Raw genomic sequence first — 19,476 nt, 5'->3', positions numbered from 1 at the left:
GCCGGGAAAGTGTCGGATCCGATCCGGGCGCGCGACCGCGCATCGGTGCGGGTCGCGGATGTCAGTCCGGAGCGGGCGGCCTCCGAAGATCAGAGACCGGGCGGCGCGGCACCGAAGAGACGTCGGCAGGCCAGGCGCGCAACTCCTCAGCCTAGCAGATCCGTTCGATCGGCGCAGACGACCGGTTCGAGCACGGAAGCCACCGCCGCACGACACGGTGTCGGAGGCGAGCGTCCCGCCTTGCGCCGCCACGACGGGGAGGGCGGGGCCGGGCGTCGAATACCATCGCCGTGGCGGCACTCGACGAGGAGGACGGAGACGGCGATGGCACGGTGGGACATCGAGGACATCGACGGGCTGATCTTCTCCGACGGCTGGCGTCCCGGTGGCGGCGGCGCGCACCCGATCGTGTCCCCCGGGGACGGCGGCGTCGTGGCGCACGCGGGCCTCGCCGACGAGTCCGACGTCGAGCGGGCGGGAGCGAGCGCCGCGGCGGCCCAGGCCGCGTGGGGGCGCGCGTCGTACCGCACCCGCGCCGACGTGCTCCTGGGCGCGGCGGCCGCGCTGCGGCAGATCCGCGCGGAGGTCGAGCATGTCCTCATCCGGGAGAGCGGATCCCTGCCGGGCAAGGCCTCCCACGAGGTGGACAAGGCCATCGACGAGCTCGTCGCGGCGGCCGGGCTCGTGACGATGTCGCAGGGCGACCTGCTGCCGGTCGAGGATCCCTCGACGATCGGGATGGCCCGGCGGATCCCCGTCGGGGTCGTCGGCGTCATCGCGCCCTGGAACGCCCCGCTCATGCTCGCGATCCGCTCGGTGGCCCCCGCGATCGCGCTCGGCAACGCCGTGCTGCTCAAGCCCGATGTGAAGACCGCGTTCTCCGGCGGCGCCGCGATCGCCGAGGTCTTCCGTCGTGCGGGACTCCCCGACGGCGTGCTGCACGTGCTCCCCGGCGGCCCCGAGACCGGCGAGGCCGTGGTGCGCTCGCCGCACACGACCGTGATCTCCTTCACCGGCTCGTCCGCCGCCGGCCGCCGGGTCGGCGAGGTCGCGGGCGGGCTGCTCAAGCGCGTGGTGCTCGAGCTCGGCGGCAACAACGCCTTCGTCGTCATGGCGGACGCGGACCTGGACCGGGCCGTCGCCGCCGGAGTCGCCGGATCCTTCCGGCATCAGGGGCAGATCTGCATGGCCACGGGACGTCATCTCGTGCACGAGAGCATCGCCGACGCGTACGTCGAGCGACTGCGCGCCGCCGCGGCGGCCCTGGTGCCCGGCGATCCGCTCGCTCCGGGCACGACGCTCGGACCGCTCATCACCGCCGCGCAGACCGAGCGCGTGCACGGCATCGTCCAGGCGGCGATCGCCGACGGCGCACTCGTCGTGCACGGCGGCGCCCACGACGGGCTGTTCTACGCACCGACCGTGCTGGACCGGGTGGACCCGGACAACGCGGCCTTCCGTGCGGAGATCTTCGGCCCCGTCGCCCCGGTCACCCGGTTCCGCACCGAGGAGGAGGCCCTGGTGCTGGCCAACGCGAGCGACTACGGCCTCACTGCGGCGATCCACACGCGCGACGTCGCCCGTGCGCTCGGCTTCGCCGCGCGGCTGCGGGCCGGGATGGTGGCCGTCAACGGGCAGACGATCTACGACGCCGCGCACATCCCGATGGGAGGGATCGGCGCCTCCGGCAACGGCGGCCGTCACGGCGGCCATTGGAACCTGGACGAGTTCACCTACTGGCAGTGGGTGACCGTCCCCACGATCTCGGGCTGAGAGCCGGCCCGCGGGCGGAAGAGGGCGTGCTGCTCCGAGGGGGACGGCACGTCCTCCTTCGTCGTGCCCGGATGCCGCGACGGGATGCGACATCGTGTCGGAATCGGCGGCCGACTTTCGCGCTCTCGGCACGTATCGTCGCGTTCCGGCCCGTCCCTAGCCTGGGATTCCGCATTCGAGGAGGAATCCGTGACCGCATCCGTGAAGAGCCCCCGCGCCCCCCTGCCGCCGCTCGGCGAGGACGAGTGGCCCGAGGCCGTCGAGGTCCTCGTCATGGGCGGCGGGCCGGTCGGCATGAGCTGCGCGATCCTGCTCGCCCAGCGCGGGATCGACGTGCTGCTCGTCGAGCGACGCGACTTCGTGTTCCGCTTCCCCCGCGCGCACCTGCTCAACCCGCGGACGATGGAGGCGTTCCACGACATGGGCGTCGCGGACGACATCTATGCGGCGACTCCCACACACGACCGCTGGCGCAAGGCGGTCTGGTACACGACCGCGACCGGGCCCGGGCGCTTCGACGGGCTCAAGATCGGAGAGGTGCCGGCGTGGGGCGGCGGGCCCGACGCGGAGCGCTATCGCGCCTCGAGTCCGCGGGCGTTCGCGAACATGCCCCAGCTGCGGCTCGATCCCCTCATCCACAGCCACGCGGTCGCCGCGGCACCCGGCAGGATCCGCGCGAAGCAGGAGGTCATCGGCATCCGTCAGGACGCGGAGTCCGCGACCGTCGAGATCCGCGACGTGGTCTCGGGCGAGGTCCGCGAGGTGCGCGCCCGCTATGTGATCGCGGCCGACGGCGGACGCGACAGCGCCGCGCTGCTCGGGGTAGAGCTGGAGGGACCGCGGGACATGCGCGAGGTGGTCAACTACCACGTCAGCCTCAACCTGTCGGCATGGCCGGAGCCGGACGCGCTGCTCGGCCACTTCCTGCACCCGGCGGGTGGCGCGCGCCGGCGCGGCACGATCCAGGCGCTCGGCCCCACGCACTACGACCGCGACTCCGAGGAATGGCTGGTGTCGGTCGCCGGCTGGATGGTCGAGGGCGACCCGGACGACGAGCAGGCGCTCTTCGACTCGATCCGCCGCATGCTCGGTCTCGCCGAGGACCACGGGATCACGATGCACTCGATGACGCGCTGGACGTACAACGGCCTCGTCGCGAAGCGGTTCCGCACCGGTCGCGTATTCCTCGCGGGCGATGCGGCCCACAAACACCCGCCCACGGGCGGCCTGGGTCTGAACAGCGGCATCCAGGACGCGCAGAACCTGTGCTGGAAGCTCGCTGCGGTGCTGGACGGTCAGGCGCCCGATGCGCTGCTGGACAGTTATCAGGCCGAGCGCCGGCCGATCGTGGCCTGGTACACCGCGCATTCCCTCGAGAACGCGAACCGGCACCCCCCGATCGCTGCGGCGCTCGGCTTCAGCGAGGACGAGGCAGAGGGGTTCCGCAACCTCGAGGTGTTCGTGAGCGAGACGCCCGAGGGGGAGGCGATGCGCGCCCGCGTCGAGGCCGAGGTCGCGCACAATGCGCACGACTACAGCCAGCTCGGCGTCGAGGCCGGGTTCCACTACGAGGCGGGCGCTCTGGTGCCGGACGGCACTCCGGTTCCGGGCGATCCCGCCGACCCCACCGACTTCCAGGCGACGTCGAGGCCGGGGCATCATCTGCCCCACGTCTGGCTGGCGAGCCGCACGGCGGACGACGGCGGCGCGGTGTCCTCGCATGACCTCGTCGAGCGAGTCGGGCTGACCCTGCTCACCTCGGCGTCCGCCGCGGGTCGGTGGCAGGAGGCGATCGACCTCGTCGGCGGCGCCCTGCCGGTCACGGTCGTCGCGATCGACGATTCCGACGGCGCGTGGCAGGGCGCGCGCGAGATCGGCGGCGACGGCGCGCTGCTCGTGCGCCCCGACCGCAAGGTCGCGTGGCGGTCGGCGGGCATGCCCGAGGACCCGTCGATGGTGCTCGACGACGTGCTCGCGATCATCCTGCGCGGCGGCGACCTCCCCGCCGAGGACCCCGCGGAGCCGTTCCTGAAGCGCATCCGTGCCGCCGCCAGCGTGCTCGTGCAGTGACCTCAGGGCCGCGGCGCCCGAAGGGCCGCACCGTGGGCGGATCCGATTCGGACACCGTGTCGGATCCGCCCGGCGGAGTTTCCCGCAGCCCGCCGATCCGCCCGGATCGGGCCTCTCATAACGTCGAGACAGCGACGAAGCCCCGGCCCTCCGGACCGCAGAAGACTCAGAAGGAGCCCCCGTGATCATCGATGTCCACGGCCACATGTCCGCGCCGGACGCGTACTACGCGTGGAAGGCCTCGCTCCTCGCTGCGCGCGGCTCGCACGGCGGCAAGCCCCCGGTCATCAGCGACGATGCCCTCATCGCCTCGTACAACGCGCCGCATCCGAGCTTCGGGAACATCTCGCACCTCGATCACATCGACGGCGCGGGGATCGATCTGCAGCTGCTCTCCCCGCGCCCGTTCCACGCGATGCACTCCGAGCGCCCGACGAAGATCGTCGAGTGGTTCACGGCCGAGACCAACAACCTCATCCACCGCGCGACCGAGCTCTTCCCCGGTCGTTTCCGGGGCGTCGCCGGGATCCCGCAGAGCCCGTACCTGAGCGTCGAGCAGTGGCTGCCCGAGCTGCGCCGTGCCGTCACGGAGCTCGGGTTCGTCGGGGCGATGGTCAACTCCGACCCCTACGAGGGCACCGAGGTGCCGCCCGCGATGGGCGAGCGCTACTGGTACCCGCTCTACGAGGCGCTCTGCGAGCTCGACGTGCCGATGCTGCTGCACTCCGCGGGATGCAAGTTCCCCTCCCGCGAGCCGTACAGCCTCCACTTCATCCAGGAGGAGACGGTCTCGGTCTGGAGCATGATCCAGGCGAACGTCTTCGCCGACTTCCCGGACCTCAAGGTCGTCGTCGCGCACGGCGGCGGGTCGATCCCGTACCAGATGGGCCGGTTCCTGCCCTCGGTCGTGCGCACCGGCGTCTCCTACCTCGACAAGCTGCGCAACTTCCACTTCGACTCCTGCCTCTACACGCAGGAGAGTCTCGAGCTGCTGCTCAAGGCGGTCGGCACCGACCGCGTGCTCTTCGGATCCGAGAAGCCCGGCACCGGATCGCAGATCGACCCGGCGACCGGGCGCTGGTTCGACGACATCCACCTGCTCATCGACGACATCGAGTGGCTCGACGACGATCGTCGCGCCGACGTGCTCGAGAACAACGCGCGCGCCCTCTTCCGTCTCTGACAGCCGCGTCCCGCATTCCGAGAAAGGATCCATCATGACCGAGATCGTCGCCGGATTCGGCACCTCGCACGGCCCGCAGCTCAAGGCAGCGCCGCCCGAGGCCTGGGAGACGCGCGGCGTCGCCGACCGTCGCAGCAAAGGCCTGAAGTTCCGCGGGGGCACCTACTCGTTCGAGGAGCTCAAGGCCCTCCGCGAGGACTTCTCCGCCGAGATCACGCACGACGTCATGCAGCGCCGCTGGGACAGCTGCCAGGCGTCGATGGACTCGCTCTCGCGCTTCATCGCCGACCAGGACGTGGACGTGCTCGTCATCATCTCGAGCGACCACAAGGAGACCTACGGCGACGAGTGGCTCGCGCCGTTCTCGGTGTTCTGGGGGGACGAGGTCGCGCACGTGCCGTACACGCGGGCGCAGCTGGACGAGATGGCGCCCGGCCTCGCCGAGGCCGCGATGGGGGATGTGCCCGATCGAACGGTCATGCGCCCCACGCACCGCGCGCTCGGAAAGCACATCATCCAGTCGACCCAGGCGGACGACTTCGACACCGGCGCGACGGAGATCATCCCGGCGGGACGCTACGAGAACCACACGATCCCGCATGGCTTCGGCTTCATCTACCAGCGGTTCCTCGGCCAGGAGTCGACGATCCCGATGGTGCCGATCTTCATCAACACGTTCTGGGAGCCGAACCCGCCGAGCGCCAAGCGCTGCTACGACTTCGGACGTGCGGTGGGTCGTGCGATCCAGTCGTTCCCCGGCGACCTGCGCGTCGGCGTCGTCGCCTCCGGCGGCCTCAGCCACTTCGTCATCGACGAGAAGCTCGACTCCGAGTTCATCCAGGCGATGAAGGATCACGACGCCGAGTACCTCTCGTCGGTCCCCGCGGGCGAGATGATGTCGGGCGCCTCCGAGCTGCGCAACTGGATCGCGGTCGCCGGCATCGCCGACGAGGTCGGACTCAGCGTCACGAACGTCGACTACGAGCCGTGCTACCGCACCGAGGCCGGCACCGGCAACGCGATGGGCTTCCTCACCTGGGAGCGGACCCCCTGATGACCGATCCGATCGTCGCGGCGCTGCGCGAGCTGGACAGCTGCGCGGTGTCGGATGCGCTGGACACGCTCGGCCTCCCGGGCGCCGTCACGGCCCTGTCGCCGCGCTGGCCGTCGACCGGCGTGACCGCGGGCCGGGTGCGCACGGTCACGGCGGCGCCCAAGGCGGCGGCCGGTCCGGCGACGCACATCGCGACGCCGCTCGTCGCCGTCGCCGAGCCCGACGACGTCGTCGTGATCGACAACCACGGCCGCACCGACGTGTCGTGCTGGGGCGGCCTGCTCGCCGAGGCGGCCGCGCGCCGCGGCGTGGTCGGCGTGATCGTCGACGGCGCGTGCCGCGACGTGCAGGAGAGCGCCGCGCTCGGCCTGCCCCTGTACGCCCGCGCGGCCGTGCCCGTGAGCGCGCGCGGCCGGATCGTGCAGCAGGCGGCGGACGAGCGGATCCAGGTCGCGGGAGTACCGGTCGCCTCCTACGACTACGTGATCGCGGACGTCAACGGCGTCGTCTTCGTCGCCGCCGACCAGGCCGAGCGCGTGGTGGGCCTCGCCCGCCGCATCGCGGACCGGGAGGAGCGCATGGCGGAGGCCGTGCGTGCGGGCCGGGACGTGAGCGAGGTCATGCACGACTCCCAGTTCCCCACCGTCACCGCAGAGGAGCAGAAGCCATGACGGATCCCCTCATCGAGCGCTTCCGGGAGCTCGGCACCGCCACCGTCTCGGACGCGCTCGACAAGCTGCGTCGCCCCGGAAGCCTGCTCGGCCTCGCGCCGCTGGCCGACGGCCAGCGCATGGTCGGCCGCGCCTTCACCGTCCGCTACGTCAGCGCCCAGGTGCCGGCCGGCACGGTCGGGGACTTCATCGACCAGGTCGAGCCGGGGCAGGTGGTCGTGCTCGACAACGACGCCCGCGTGGACTGCACGGTGTGGGGGGACATCCTCACCGCCGTCGCGCACCACCGGGGGATCGCCGGCACCGTGATCGAAGGCGTGTGCCGCGACACGCACCGCGCCCTGTCGATCGGGTACCCGATCTACAGTCGCGGGCGCTTCATGCGCACCGGCAAGGACAGGGTCGAGGTCGCCGAGGAGCAGGGGCCGGTCACGATCGGCGGCGTCACCGTGCGGCCGGGCGACATCCTGCTCGGCGACTCCGACGGGGTCGTCGTGATCCCGCAGGACTGCGAGGCCGAGGTGCTCGAGGTCGCGGAGACGATCCACGCCCGCGAGGAGTCGATCCTCGCCGCGGCGCTCGCCGGCGCGTCGATCGCGGAGGCCCGCGCGCGCTACGGCTACCACGACCTGCAGCGGGCCGAGGCGTGAGCGGCGCGGATCCGATCGACGCCGCGGAGCTGCTGCGGCTCGGCAGCGCGACGCTGTACGAGGCCTCCGGGCAGGACTGCTTCCTCGACGCGGCGTTCCGCCCGGCCTGGGACGGTGCGGAGATCGTCGGCCGCGCTGTGCCGGTGGCGGCGCAGGCGGGGGACAACCTCGCCCTGCACCACGGCCTCGAGGCGGCCGGCCCCGGCGACGTGCTCGTCGTCGACGGCGGCGGAGCGCCCTTCGGCTACTGGGGCGAGGTCATGGCGGCGGCCGCGCAGGCGCGCGGCATCGCGGGCCTCGTGATCGACGGCGGCGTGCGCGACACCGCGCAGCTGCGCGAGCTCGGCTTCGGCGCGTTCAGCACCTCGATCTCCATCCGCGGCACGATCAAGCAGTGGCCCGGCACGATCGGGATCCCGATCACCCTGCGCGGCCGGGTCGTGAACGCCGGCGACCTGGTCGTCGCGGACCGGGACGGCGTCGCGATCCTCCCCTCCGGCGACGTCGACCGCATCCTGGAGGCCGCCCGTGCCCGCGCGGCGAAGGAGGACGCGTACATGGCGCGCCTGCGCGCGGGGGAACTCACCCTCGACCTCTACGACTTCCGCCGCCTCGGTGATCCGATCCGTCCGGCGGCCGACCCGAACGGAGCACGATGACCGGCACGCCGGACGCCGACGTCCTCATCATCGGAGCGGGCCCGGTCGGCCTGCTCGCCGCGCTCGACCTGTCCTCCCGCGGGATCTCGACGATCGTGGTCGAGACGCGCGAGTTCCTCGAGCCGCCGAACGTGAAGTGCAACCACGTCGCCTCCCGCACCATGGAGAGCCTGCGCCGGCTCGGGATCGCGGCCGAGGTGCGCGCCGCGGGGCTGCCCGCCGACTACCCGCAGGACGTGGCGTTCCGTACCTCCCTCACCGGGCGCGAGCTGTCCCGGATCCCGATCCCGGCGAGCGGCGAGCGGTACACCGCGACGGACGGACCGGACACGACCTGGGCGACGCCCGAGCCGCCGCACCGCATCAACCAGACGTTCCTGGAGCCGATCCTCGCCCGGCGCGCGGCGGCGGCGCCCGGCGTGACGCTCCTCAACCGCACCCGGTTCCACTCCTTCGCACAGGACGCGGACGGCGTGACCGCGACGATCAGCGACCTCGACGGCGAGAACGAGCGCACCCTGCGCGCCCGCTACCTGATCGGCGCGGACGGCGGACGCTCGGCCGTGCGCAAGCAGCTCGGCGCCAAGCTCAGCGGCGACCCGGTGCTGCAGCACGTGCAGTCGACGTGCATCCGCGCCCCGCACCTCTACGGGCTCATGTCGGCTGACGAGCCCCGCGCCTGGGGCTACTACACGTTCAACCCGCGTCGGGTGGGGCACGTCTACGCGATCGACGGGGCCGGCACGTTCCTCGTGCACACCTACCTCTCGCCCCAGGAGGCGCAGGATCCCGGATCCGTCGATCGCGATTCCGCGATCCGCGCGATCCTCGGCGTCGACGAGAGCTTCTCCTACGAGGTCGTCTCGAAGGAGGACTGGGTCGCGCGCCGCCTGCTGGCCGACCGCTTCCGCGACGGCCGAGTGTTCATCGCGGGCGACGCGTGCCACCTCTGGGTGCCGTTCGCCGGGTTCGGCATGAACGCGGGCATCGCAGACGTGCTGAACCTCACCTGGCTGATCGGCGCGAGGATCGCCGGCTGGGCGGACGAGCGGATCCTGGACGCGTACCAGGCCGAGCGGCGACCGATCACGGAGCAGGTCTCGCACTTCGCGATGAGCCACCAGCAGAAGCTCGCCAAGCCCGGGCTGCCCGCGGCGCTCGAGGACGACGGGCCCGCGGGGGAGGAGGCGCGTCGCGTGTTCGGCGCGGCCGTGCACGATCTCAACGAGCCGCAGTTCGCCGCGGCGGGCCTCAACTACGGCTACAGCTACGACGCCTCGCCGATCATCCACTACGACGGCGGCACGGCGCCCGGCTACACGATGGGCTCGTACACGCCCTCGACCGTCCCGGGCTGCCGTGCGCCGCACTTCCGCCTCGCTGACGGGACCTCGCTCTACGATCGGCTCTCCGCGGGATACACGGCGGTCTGCGCGCCGGGCGTGCCCGTCGCGGTGCTCGCCGCGGCCGCCGAGCTGCGCGGGATCCCGTTCGCCGCGGTCGAGGTCGCGGAAGGGCTCCCGGCGGAGTACGACCAGCCGATCACCCTCGTCCGGCAGGACCAGACCGTGGTCTGGCGCGGCGCCGCCCCGACCGCTCCGGAGGCCGCCGCGCTCTGGGAGCTGCTCCGCGGGGCCGCCTGATCGGGCGCGTCCCCGGTGCGAAGAAGGTCGCCTCCCGATGCCGGAAGGCGACCTTCTTCGTGGCAGGGCCGTCGCTCAGCGGCGGATGACCTTCGTCGCCGCCATCGCCTTGAGACCCTCGACCCCGAACTCCAATCCGTAGCCGGAGGCCTTCGTCCCGCCGAAGGGGATCGACGGATCCACACCGCCGTGCTGGTTGATCCAGACGGTGCCGGCGTCGAGACGCTGGGCGACCTCGGCGGCGGCGTCGGCGTCCGGACCCCACACGGAGGCGCCGAGGCCCTGCTCCGTGCCGTTCGCACGGCGCACCGCATCGTCGACGTCGGTGTAGCGCACGACGGGCAGCACGGGTCCGAACTGCTCCTCGTCGACGATCGCCGTGCCGTCCTCGACGTCGGCGACGATCGTGGCGCGGTAGAAGAGCGGGCCGAGGTCGGCAGCCGGCGCACCTCCCGTGACGATCCTGCCCCCGCGCTCGCGGGCGTCGTCGACGAGGCGCGAGACGATGTCGAACTGGGCGGGGTTCTGCACGGGGCCGAGCCGGTTGCTCTTGTCGTGACCGGACCCCATCGGCGCGGCCTCGGCGCGCTCGGCGAGCGCGGCGACCACCTCGTCGTAGACCGAGTCGTGCACGTAGAGGCGCTTGAGGGCGGCGCACACCTGCCCCGTGTTCATGAAGGCGCCCCAGAACAGGCGGTCGGCGACCGCCGCGACGTCCGTGCCCGGCAGCACGATCCCGGCGTCGTTGCCGCCGAGCTCGAGCGTGAGCCGTGCGAGGTTGTGCGCCGAGCTCTCGACGATCCGCCGCCCGGTGGGGGTGGATCCGGTGAACACGATCTTCGCGACATCGGGGTGGGCGGCCAGCGCCGCCCCGACCTCGCGGTCGCCGGAGACGGCGGTCACGACGTCGGACGGCAGGTGCCGCCGGAAGACCTCTGCGAGGGCCAGCACGCTCAACGGGGTGTTCTCCGACGGCTTCATGACGACCGTGTTGCCCATGCGCAGCGCCGGCGCGATGTGCCAGACCGAGATCATGACCGGGAAGTTCCAGGGGCCGATCGAGGCGACCACGCCGAGGGGGACGTAGTGCAGTTCGGCGCGGGAGTCGCCCTCCCGTCGCAGCACCTGCGGCTCCAGAACCGTGTCGGCGGCGGCACGCAGCCAGTGCGCGGCACCGTGCACCTCTCCGGCGCCGTCGATCTTGCCCTGTTCGGCGGTGACGATCTCGCCGAGCTCGTCGGCATGCGCGTCGAGGTCGTCGGCGACGAGGTGGAGCAGGCGGGAGCGCTCGGCGTGGCCGAGAGCGGCCCAGTCCGGCTGGGCCGCCCGCGCGGCGTCGATCGCCCGGTCCAGATCCGCGACGGAGCGGATCGGGGCACGCCCGACCTCCGTGCGGGTCGCGGCATCGAGGATGGGGCGGCCGTCGGGGTCGGAGACCGAGGTCAGCAGTAGGTTCATGACAGCTCCCTTGCACGCGGCGGATTCGCGGCGATCGCAGGACGGCCGCAATAAACTCTAATCAATATAGTCAATTGTCCCGGGCGGTGTCTGCGCCTCAGCGCAGGCCGGCGAGCGTCGCGACGCGCAGCGCGGTGTGCAGCTCGCGGCGCACACCCCCGTCGGCGAGGTCGACATCGGCGATCGCCCGGATCCGATCGAGCCGGTAGTAGAGCGTGCTCCGGTGCACGTGGAGCTCCTGCGCCGTGCGCTGCGCATCGCAGCCGCAGTCCAGATACGCCTCGAGCGTGTGCGCGAGGTCGGGGCCGGACTGCGCATCGAGCAGGCGCTGCACGGCGCCGGGGAGGTCGGTCAGTGCGAGCTCGGCGAGCGGCAGCTGCAGCAGCAGCCGATCGAGGCCCAGTTCGGCCCAGTGCGCGACGCTGCCGCGCTCGGGGTCGACGATCGCGGCCCGCTGGGCGATCCGCGCTTCCCGGAGAGAGCGGGTGCTCGAGGCGAGCGGGGTGTGCGCGCCGCCGATCCCGGCGCGCAGGGCGGAGAACGCCGGCTGCTCGAGGAGGGCGGTGAGTCGGTCGGCGTCGATCTCGTAGGGGACGGCGATCACGGCTTCCCCGTCGATGACGGCGCCGACGGCCTTGAGCGTGGGGAACACCGGGATGCTCGCGACGGCCCTGTCCAGCAGCAGGCGCAACGTCGCTGCGCTCGCCGTCGCGTCGGGGGCCACGGCGAGGGAGATCGCCGTGTAATGCGGGGCGGGGGAGAGCAGTCCGCTCGTGAGCAGCTCGTCCGCGGCTCGTGCGCGCTGCTCCGCACCGCCGCCGAACAGGGCGGAGAGCAGTCGAAGCGCCCGGTCCTCGTCCTGCCGGTTGCCGAGTGCCATCGCGGCGAGCACTACGCCGAGCTGCTCGCGCCCGGTGCGCAGCACCTCGTCGTCGGCCGCGGGCTCATGCCCCTCGGGGATCGTCGACGAGACGTAGCCCACGAGATGGCCGTCGTGCCGGATCGGTGCGACGAGCCGGGTCTGTCCGCCCTCGATCGCCGGGATCTGCACAGGGCCGTCGGCCTGGCCGACGCGGAACTCCTTGATCGACTCCCTCGCGCGGGAGGATCCCCGGTGGGCGAGGATGATCGCCAGCCGCGCATGGTCGACATCGCCGTCGTGCACGCTGAACGCGATGACCGCGAACTCGGTGTCGAACACGACGATCGGTCGTCCGAGCCGGTCCGCATAGGCCTGGACCTGCGCTTCGAGCGTCATCGGCCGCCTCCCTTCCTGCTGCTCCCCGGTGTCTGCCGCGAGCGGTCGCGAGCCTCCGCCGAAGCGGACGACGGGCGGCCGCGTTGCAGAGATCCGGGAAATAGATCTATATTCATTATATTCATTTCTTGAGAGGCGATGCGATGGCAAAGATGACAGGCGGCGACGCGCTCACCCTGGCCCTGCTCAGCGAGGGCGTCGAGACGGTCTTCGGAATCCCCGGCGTGCAGCTGGATGGGCTCACCGACGGGATGTACCGCAAGCAGGACGAGATCGACCTGCTGGTCCCGCGGCACGAGCAGAGCACGACGTACATGGCGGACGGCTATCACCGCGCGTCCGGCAAGCCGGGCGTCGCGATGGTGGTGCCCGGCCCCGGCGTGCTCAACGCGGGAGCGGGCATGGCGACCGCGTACGCCTGCTCTTCGCAGGTCATGCTGCTGGCCGGCACGATCCCCTCGCGCCTCGTCGGCGGCGGCCTCGGCGCGCTGCATGAGATCCCGCGACAGAGCGAGACGGTCCAGGGTCTGACCAAGTGGTCGGTGCGCCCCACCCGAGCGGAGGAGATCCCCGAGCTGGTGCACGAGGGCTTCCGTCAGATGCGCACGGGCCGTCCGCGCCCCGTCGCCCTGGAGCTGGGGCCGGATCTGCTGCACGCCGAGATCGACGTCGAGGTCGGCGACCCGTTCGCGGCGGAGGCGCGGATCGCGCCGGCCGAGGACGTGGCGGCGCTGCTGCGCCTGCTCGCGGAGAGCGAGCGCCCGGTGCTGCACGTCGGCGGCGGCGTGCGCGGGACGCGCGCGTTCGCGCTCATCGCCGCCCTCGCCGAGAAGCTGGATGCCCCGGTCGTCATGAGCGAGAACGGACGCGGTGCGATCGACGCCCGCGATCCGCATGCTCTCCCGGCCTTCGCCCTCTGGGAGCTGCGCGCGACGGCCGATCTCGTGGTCTCGTTCGGCAGCCGCTTCCTCACGCCGTTCGGGCAGCAGCTGAACGTCGGCGATGCGCGGATCGCTCTCGTGAACGTCGAGGCTGCGGATCTCGGATCCCCGCGACGGCCCGACCTCGCGATCCGGGCCGACGCGACCGCGGTGCTCGAGGCGCTGGTCGCCGAGGCTCCGGCGCGCGAGGGCTGGGGTGAGGAGCTGCGGCGACTTCGTGCCGAGTGCGAGGGGCGGATCCGCGAGCGCGTCGCACCCCAGATGGCCTTCGTCGACGCGATCCGGGCCGCCCTGCCCGAGGACGGCGTGTACGTCAACGAGCTGACCCAGATCGGCTATGTCTCCACCTACGGCTTCCCCGTGCAGGCGCCGCACTCGTACGTGTGGCCCGGCTACCAGGGCACGCTCGGCTACGCGATGCCCACGGCGCTCGGCGCCGCGGTGGGCTCGGGCGGGCGCCCGGTCGTCGCGGTCACCGGCGACGGCGGGATCGGCTGGTCGCTGCAGGAGTTCGCGACCGCCAAGCGCTACGGGATCCCGCTCGTCACCGTGCTGTTCGAGGACGGGCGATTCGGCAACGTGTGGCGGATCCAGCGCGACACCTACGGCGGGCGCTTCATCGGCTCCGACCTCGTCAACCCCGACTTCGCGCTGCTCGCGCAGGCGTTCGGGATCGACTTCGTGGACGTCGAGGACGCCGACGGGGTCCGCACCGCGATCGAGGCCGCGATCGCGGCCCGGCGTCCGGCGATCGTCCGGGTGCGGGTGGACGTGTTCCCTTCGCCGTGGTCCCTCATCCACGAGAAGCACTGATCCGCGGCCGTCGAGGCGGCACGGTCTCGAGCGCGGCTCTGCGCCGCCGTCCGACGCGCGCGGGCACGTCCTGCGGACCGGGGTCATCCGCGGTCGGCGCCCACGTGCCCGAGCGCGAGCGCGGCGAGCGCGGCCGCCTGGTCTGCGAGGATCCCGTCGTCGAACACCGCGCGGGGGGAGTGGTTCATCTCCGCCTCGTCGGGGTCGATCCCCTCCGGCGTCGCGCCGACGAAGAGGAACGCGCCCGGCACCTGGGCGAGCACGGCGGAGAAGTCCTCGGAGGCCATGGAGGGCTCCGTCGCGTGCAGCGCCCGGCCCTCGCCGAGGAGCGCGCCGATCGTCGCGAGCGCTCGCTCCGCGCACGTCTCGTCGTTGACGGTGACGGGATACACGGTGCGGAACGAGACCTCGGCCCGGCAGCCGTGCGCCGCGGCGATCCCCTCCGCCAGCGCAGGAAGCTCCGCTTCCAGCACGCGCCGGCTGCGCTCGGAGAGGATGCGGATGGTGGCCCCGAGCGAGGAGGTGTCGGGGATCGCGTTGATGATCTCGCTCCCGGAGAGCTTGGTCACGGACAGGACGATCGGATCCGAGACGGGGAATCGCCGGGTCGCGAACGCGTGCAGGGCGAGGACGATCTGCGCGACGGCCGGCACCGGATCGACCGCCTGCTGCGGACGGGACCCGTGACCGCCGCGGCCCTCGACCACGATCTCGAGTGCGCAGGCGCCCGCCATGATCGTCCCGCCGCGGGTCGAGAAGACCCCGGCGGCGCCGGGGAGCACGTGCACGCCGTACGCCGCCTCGACGCGGGGTCCCGCGGCATCGAGCACGCCCTCGCGGATCATCCGGAGGGCTCCGCCCCCGGCCTCCTCGCCGGGCTCGAACATGAGCACGACCGAGCCGGCCATCCGATCCCGCCGCGCGGCCAGCAGCCGGGCGGCGCCGACGAGCCCCGCGGTGTGCAGGTCGTGTCCGCACGCGTGCATGATCCCGTCCGTGCGGGAGGAGTAGGGGAGCCCGGTGCGCTCCGGCACGCGGAGGGCGTCCATGTCGGCACGCAGCAGCACGGCGGGGCCAGGGCGGGAACCGTGCACCACGGCCGTGATCGAGGAGAAGTCCTCGGTGCCCGTGGTGACCGCGAGACCGAGGCCGTCGAGCGCCTCCCGTACGGCGCGCTGCGTCCGGGGGAGGGCGAAACCCGCCTCGGGATGCGCGTGCAGCGTGCGACGCAGGGCGATGAGGTCGGGCAGGAGTGCTCCCGCGTCCGCGCGGAGTGCGAGGGGATCCGCCATGGGGGCTCCTTCGTCCCAGGTCGACGATCCGTGGCCGCCGATGCCGATTGGATATGATGAATATATCCAATAGATGGTGCGCCGAGGCGGGTCACCTCATACTCTGTACTCACGCGTGACCGGCTCGGGGTCACCGCAGGGATCACCGGGGGAAGTCATGACGCAGATCACCAACGCCGCCGTCGCCGTGCAGGTGGCGAAGTCGCTCGAGGACGAGATCGTCTCGGGGGGCTGGAAGGCGGGGCACTTCATCGGGAGGCGGCAGGAGCTCGCCACCCGGTTCGGGGTGGCCCCCGCGACCCTCGGTGAGGCGATCCAGCTGCTGCGCTCGCGCGGTGTCGTGGACGCGAAGCCCGGCCCCGGCGGCGGCATCTTCGTCGCATCGCGTTCGCCGTTCATGCAGCTCAGCGACCAGCTGCTGCAGCTGCGCGAGGGCAAGGCGACCGCGAGCGACTGCCTCCGCGTGCTGGACGCCCTGGACGGCCTCGTGCTGCACGATGCGATCGAGCACGCGAGCGACGACGACATCGCCGAGATCGCGACGCTCGCCGAGCGGCTCCAGGCTGTGTGGGGCACCGAGGCGGGCCCGTCGGCGATCTGGGCGCTGCATGCACGGATCGCCGAGATCACGCCGAACGAACTGCTGCGCAGCCTCTACACGAACCTCGTCGACTACATCATCGCCGAGCAGCTCGAGGGTGCTACGGCGCCCAGCACGCCCGAGCGTCTGCGGACCCACCTGGACTTCGCGGAAGCCGTGGAGCGGCGCGACCACGCCCTTGCGCGCTCCGCGGCCGAGCGGCACCGGCATTCCTCGGTCGCCACCCTCCTCTCCTGACGATCCGAGGAGCTCGGCGGGTTGACAGGGCGGCGCGTCTTCAATAATGTTCATATTCATTATTAAGAATTAACTTCCGCCCGAGGAGGACGCATGCCGCTCGAGTTCCGAGGCGTCGTCGACGAGATGCTGCAGACCCCGAATCGTCCCGCCGGGGCGACCCCGCCGCCGATCCGGCTCTCGCAGAACGAGATGCCCTGGACGCCCTCGGCGCCGATCGTGGCGGCCATGTCCGCGGCGGTCGAGACGTCGCACCGCTACCCCGACTACCACCGTGCCGCCGCGCGAGCCGCGATCGCGGACGCACTCGGCGTCGACCCCGACCGGGTGGCCGTCGACAACGGCTCCGGCTCACTGCTCCACGGGCTCGCCCGGCTCGTCTGCGAGCCCGGGGTTCACGGCGTGTACCCCGCGCCGTCCTTCGAGGCGTACAAGGCGGCCCTCTCGCTCGCCGGCGCCGACGCGTCCGCCGTGGGGCTGGCCGACGACGGGGCGATGGACCTGCCGGCGATGGCCGCCGCGATCCGCCCCGAGACGCGCATCGTCTACCTCTGCAACCCGAACAACCCCACCGGCGGACTCATCCCGGTCGAAGGCCTGCGGGCCTTCCTGCGGGGCGTGCCGGAGAGCGTGATCGTCGTGCTCGACGAGGCGTACCGGGAATTCGTGACCGACGAGCCCGTCGAGGCCACGCTGCCGCTGCTGGACGAGTTCGAGAACCTCGTGATCCTGCGCACGCTCTCGAAGTCGCACGGTCTCGCCGGCATCAGGGCCGGGTACGCAGCGGCCTCGGAGCGGATCGCGGAGGCGCTGCGGCGCACCTCCGTCGGCTTCGCGCTGAACGGGATCGCCGAGGCCGCGCTCATCGCGGCCTTCAGCCCGGAGGGCATCGAGATCGCCGCCGAACGGGTCGCCACCATCGTCATGGAGCGCGCGCGCATCGTGCGGGCGCTCGACGAGGCCGGCGTGGAGGTCCTCCCGAGCCAGTCCAACTTCCTCTTCCTCCCGGGCGACGCGAGCGCCCTCATGACCCGGTTCGCCGAGCAGGGCGTGCTCGCCCGCCCGTTCCCGAACGCGGGCGGCGTCCGTGTGACGGTGGGCCTGCCCGCCGAGAACGACGCCGTCCTGGCCGCCCTGCTCTGAACCGCCGATCGATCCCCGGCGCGTCGCGATCGCGCGCCGGGGATCGCCGACCGACACGATCGCACCCCCGGCGGACCGGGTTCCGACACCGTGTCGGATCGCCCGGGAAGGACTTCGGAGCCGGGCCCGATGAGGCCCGCGCAACGGCTTCCTACGCTGACAACACGACAGACGGAGCGGTCTGATCCCGGGTGACCGGGGGGTCTCGGATCCGCTCTCGCGAACGGAAGAAGAGGGCAGTGACGGCAAGCGACTTCGAACGCGACCGGCGAGCATCGATCCGGCGCTCGCTGACCGGCGGGTTCGGCTGGACGGTGTTCCTCGCCGCCCTGACGCTCGTGTTCGTCTATCCGGTCTCGATGATCGCGATCGGCGCCTTCCGCGACGGCCTCCCGTCGGACGACCTGCCCTTCACGATCGGCGGACTGGTTGCGGCGTTCCAGGATCCCGAGACCTGGAAGACCATGGGCAACTCGCTGCTGCTCGTGGTCGTCTGCGGCACGATCTCGGTCGCCGGCGGCGGGCTCTTCGCCTGGATCGCGGCGAACACCAACGTGCCGGGGCGGCGACTGCTGACCCCGCTGATGGCGGTGAACCTGTTCGTGCCCCCGCTGTTCCACACGCTCGGCTGGATCATGCTCGGCAACCCGCAGAACGGGCTGCTGAACCAGTTCGGGCGCATGCTCGGCATGCACGGCCCGATCATGAACATCCAGAGCTGGGGCGGCCTGTTCCTTCTCATGTCGCTGGGGTACATGCCGTTCGCATACCTGCTCATGCTCGGCGCCTTCAAGAACCGCGACCAGTCGCTCGACGAAGCGGCCGCGATCAGCGGGGCCGGAGCGGTGCGCACCTTCTTCACGATCACGATCCCGTCGGTGGGACCCGCGATCACCGGAGCCGCGATCCTCATCGCCGTCCTCGTGTTCCAGTCCTTCGACAGCCCGCAGCTGATCGGGCGCCAGGCCAACATCTTCGTGTTCTCGACGCAGATCTTCCACTACGTGCGCGATCAGGCGCCGGCCGAGTACACGAAGGCCTTCGCGCTGTCTCTCGTGCTCATCGTGCTCGTGCTGCTGCTGTTCCTCGCCCAGCGCTGGATCCTGCGGGGCCGCAGCTTCACCACCCTCACCGGAAAGACCTCGCGGCGCGAGCCGCAGGAACTCGGCCCGGTGCGCTGGGTCCTGTCCGCCCTCATCGTCGTGTTCCTGCTGCTGAACCTGATCCTGCCGCTGTTCGCCATGATCCTGGGCAGCCTGCAGCCGATCTTCGGCGTCGTGAGCACCGGACTCACGTTCGACAACTACGTGCAGATGCTCACAGATCCCGAGTTCAGCTCGAGTCTGGGCCTCACCGCCTGGCTCGCCGTGATCGGCGGGTTCGGCTCGATCGCGGTCGCGCTGCTCACCACGTACGTCACGGCGCGCCGGACCGGCTTCATCCGCTCCTACACGTCGTTCTCGGTGTGGATCCCGTGGGCGCTGCCGGGCATCGTCCTGGCCTTGGCGTACATGTTCGCGGTGCTCTACGTGCCGGCGTTCCGGGGGCTCTACGGCACGGCATTCCTCATGACCCTCGTGCTCATCGTCGCCACGATCCCGGTCTCCAGCAGGATCGCGGAGGGCGCCCTCGCCCAGCTCTCGCCCGAGCTCGAGGAGGCCGGACGCACGTCCGGGGCAGGATCCTGGCGGGTGCTGCTCACGATCGTGCTGCGGCTCGTCGTGCCCAGCTTCCTGTCGGGCTGGTTCCTGTCCGCGCTCTTCATCGCGGGCAACCTGTCGGTGCCGATGCTGCTCGCGCCTCCGGGGCTCCAGCCGGTCTCACTGACCGCCTTCCAGCAGTTCCTCCAGGGCAACATGTCGCAGGGCGCCGCCCTGTTCATGATCATCCTCGTCGCGGCCATGGCCGTGCTCGCGCTCGCCGCGGGATCCATGAAACTCGCCGCGGTCCTCCGCGCCCGCGCCGGCCGCTCGGGCCGCGCCCCCTCAGTCCCCCTCACCCGGATCACCCCTTGACACACCCGAGAGGAA

15 protein-coding genes are annotated in these 19,476 nt (G+C 71.8%); 12 read left to right on the top strand and 3 right to left on the bottom strand.

The annotated features are described in order from the left end of the window. The first annotated feature begins 324 nt into the window (after positions 1–324). The 8 genes from RL72_RS03530 (at position 325) to RL72_RS03495 (ending at position 9,703) form a co-directional block, all read left to right on the top strand. The gene (locus RL72_RS03530) at positions 325–1,773 is read left to right on the top strand and encodes an aldehyde dehydrogenase family protein (RefSeq protein WP_045249431.1); all 1,449 of its coding nucleotides are present in this window, start codon (positions 325–327) and stop codon (positions 1,771–1,773) included. A 189-nt stretch (positions 1,774–1,962) separates the two neighbouring features. Then, the gene (locus tag RL72_RS03525) at positions 1,963–3,843 is read left to right on the top strand and encodes an FAD-dependent monooxygenase (protein ID WP_052674161.1); all 1,881 of its coding nucleotides are present in this window, start codon (positions 1,963–1,965) and stop codon (positions 3,841–3,843) included. A gap of 181 nt (positions 3,844–4,024) precedes the next feature. Continuing rightward, complete coding sequence (locus RL72_RS03520) at positions 4,025–5,026, top strand: amidohydrolase family protein (RefSeq protein ID WP_045249430.1); 1,002 nt, start codon at positions 4,025–4,027, stop codon at positions 5,024–5,026. A gap of 34 nt (positions 5,027–5,060) precedes the next feature. Next, the gene (locus RL72_RS03515) at positions 5,061–6,080 is read left to right on the top strand and encodes a DODA-type extradiol aromatic ring-opening family dioxygenase (RefSeq protein ID WP_045249429.1); all 1,020 of its coding nucleotides are present in this window, start codon (positions 5,061–5,063) and stop codon (positions 6,078–6,080) included. Further along, entirely contained in the window at positions 6,080–6,751 is a 672-nt protein-coding gene (locus tag RL72_RS03510; RefSeq protein WP_052674160.1) for an RraA family protein, read from the top strand. The genes RL72_RS03515 and RL72_RS03510 overlap by 1 nt, the downstream gene beginning before the upstream one ends. Next, positions 6,748–7,401, top strand: a complete 654-nt coding sequence (locus tag RL72_RS03505) for an RraA family protein (RefSeq protein ID WP_045249428.1) — start codon at positions 6,748–6,750, stop codon at positions 7,399–7,401. The genes RL72_RS03510 and RL72_RS03505 overlap by 4 nt, the downstream gene beginning before the upstream one ends. Continuing rightward, positions 7,398–8,060: a 4-carboxy-4-hydroxy-2-oxoadipate aldolase/oxaloacetate decarboxylase gene (locus RL72_RS03500; RefSeq protein WP_248700363.1), complete on the top strand. Its 663-nt coding sequence runs from the start codon at positions 7,398–7,400 to the stop codon at positions 8,058–8,060. The genes RL72_RS03505 and RL72_RS03500 overlap by 4 nt, the downstream gene beginning before the upstream one ends. Next, positions 8,057–9,703: an FAD-dependent monooxygenase gene (locus RL72_RS03495; RefSeq protein ID WP_045249427.1), complete on the top strand. Its 1,647-nt coding sequence runs from the start codon at positions 8,057–8,059 to the stop codon at positions 9,701–9,703. Before RL72_RS03500 ends, RL72_RS03495 begins: the two co-directional genes overlap by 4 nt. 75 nt (positions 9,704–9,778) lie before the next feature. Here the strand turns inward: RL72_RS03495 and RL72_RS03490 are convergent, their stop codons facing one another. Both RL72_RS03490 and RL72_RS03485 read right to left on the bottom strand, forming a co-directional pair. Then, the gene (locus tag RL72_RS03490; RefSeq protein WP_045249426.1) at positions 9,779–11,161 is read right to left on the bottom strand and encodes an aldehyde dehydrogenase family protein; all 1,383 of its coding nucleotides are present in this window, start codon (positions 11,159–11,161) and stop codon (positions 9,779–9,781) included. 97 nt (positions 11,162–11,258) lie between these two features. Further along, on the bottom strand, positions 11,259–12,419 hold the full coding sequence (locus tag RL72_RS03485) for a PucR family transcriptional regulator (protein ID WP_045249425.1): 1,161 nt from the start codon (positions 12,417–12,419) through the stop codon (positions 11,259–11,261). A 143-nt stretch (positions 12,420–12,562) separates the two neighbouring features. On the opposite strand from RL72_RS03485, the gene RL72_RS03480 reads away from it, so the two are divergent. Further along, positions 12,563–14,173 carry a thiamine pyrophosphate-binding protein gene (locus RL72_RS03480; protein ID WP_045249424.1) on the top strand — a complete coding sequence of 537 codons (1,611 nt, stop codon included), beginning with the start codon at positions 12,563–12,565 and terminating at the stop codon, positions 14,171–14,173. 83 nt (positions 14,174–14,256) lie between these two features. Here RL72_RS03480 and RL72_RS03475 read toward each other — a convergent pair whose 3' ends face one another. After that, on the bottom strand, positions 14,257–15,465 hold the full coding sequence (locus RL72_RS03475; RefSeq protein ID WP_045249423.1) for a M20 metallopeptidase family protein: 1,209 nt from the start codon (positions 15,463–15,465) through the stop codon (positions 14,257–14,259). Between the two features lie 157 nt (positions 15,466–15,622). On the opposite strand from RL72_RS03475, the gene RL72_RS03470 reads away from it, so the two are divergent. The 3 genes from RL72_RS03470 (at position 15,623) to RL72_RS03460 (ending at position 19,461) form a co-directional block, all read left to right on the top strand. Beyond that, positions 15,623–16,303 (top strand): FadR/GntR family transcriptional regulator, encoded by a 681-nt coding sequence (locus tag RL72_RS03470; protein ID WP_045249422.1) that lies wholly within the window; start codon positions 15,623–15,625, stop codon positions 16,301–16,303. A 93-nt stretch (positions 16,304–16,396) separates the two neighbouring features. Further along, the gene (locus tag RL72_RS03465; RefSeq protein WP_045249421.1) at positions 16,397–17,446 is read left to right on the top strand and encodes a pyridoxal phosphate-dependent aminotransferase; all 1,050 of its coding nucleotides are present in this window, start codon (positions 16,397–16,399) and stop codon (positions 17,444–17,446) included. A 239-nt stretch (positions 17,447–17,685) separates the two neighbouring features. Further along, entirely contained in the window at positions 17,686–19,461 is a 1,776-nt protein-coding gene (locus tag RL72_RS03460; RefSeq protein WP_045249420.1) for an ABC transporter permease, read from the top strand. The last annotated feature ends 15 nt before the right edge of the window (positions 19,462–19,476 follow it).

Origin of the sequence: Microbacterium azadirachtae (assembly GCF_000956545.1) — a bacterium.
Classification (GTDB): Bacteria; Actinomycetota; Actinomycetes; order Actinomycetales; family Microbacteriaceae; genus Microbacterium; species Microbacterium azadirachtae.
The sequence above is the reverse complement of the archived record's forward strand: the minus strand, read 5'-3'. Positions and strand labels throughout refer to the sequence as shown.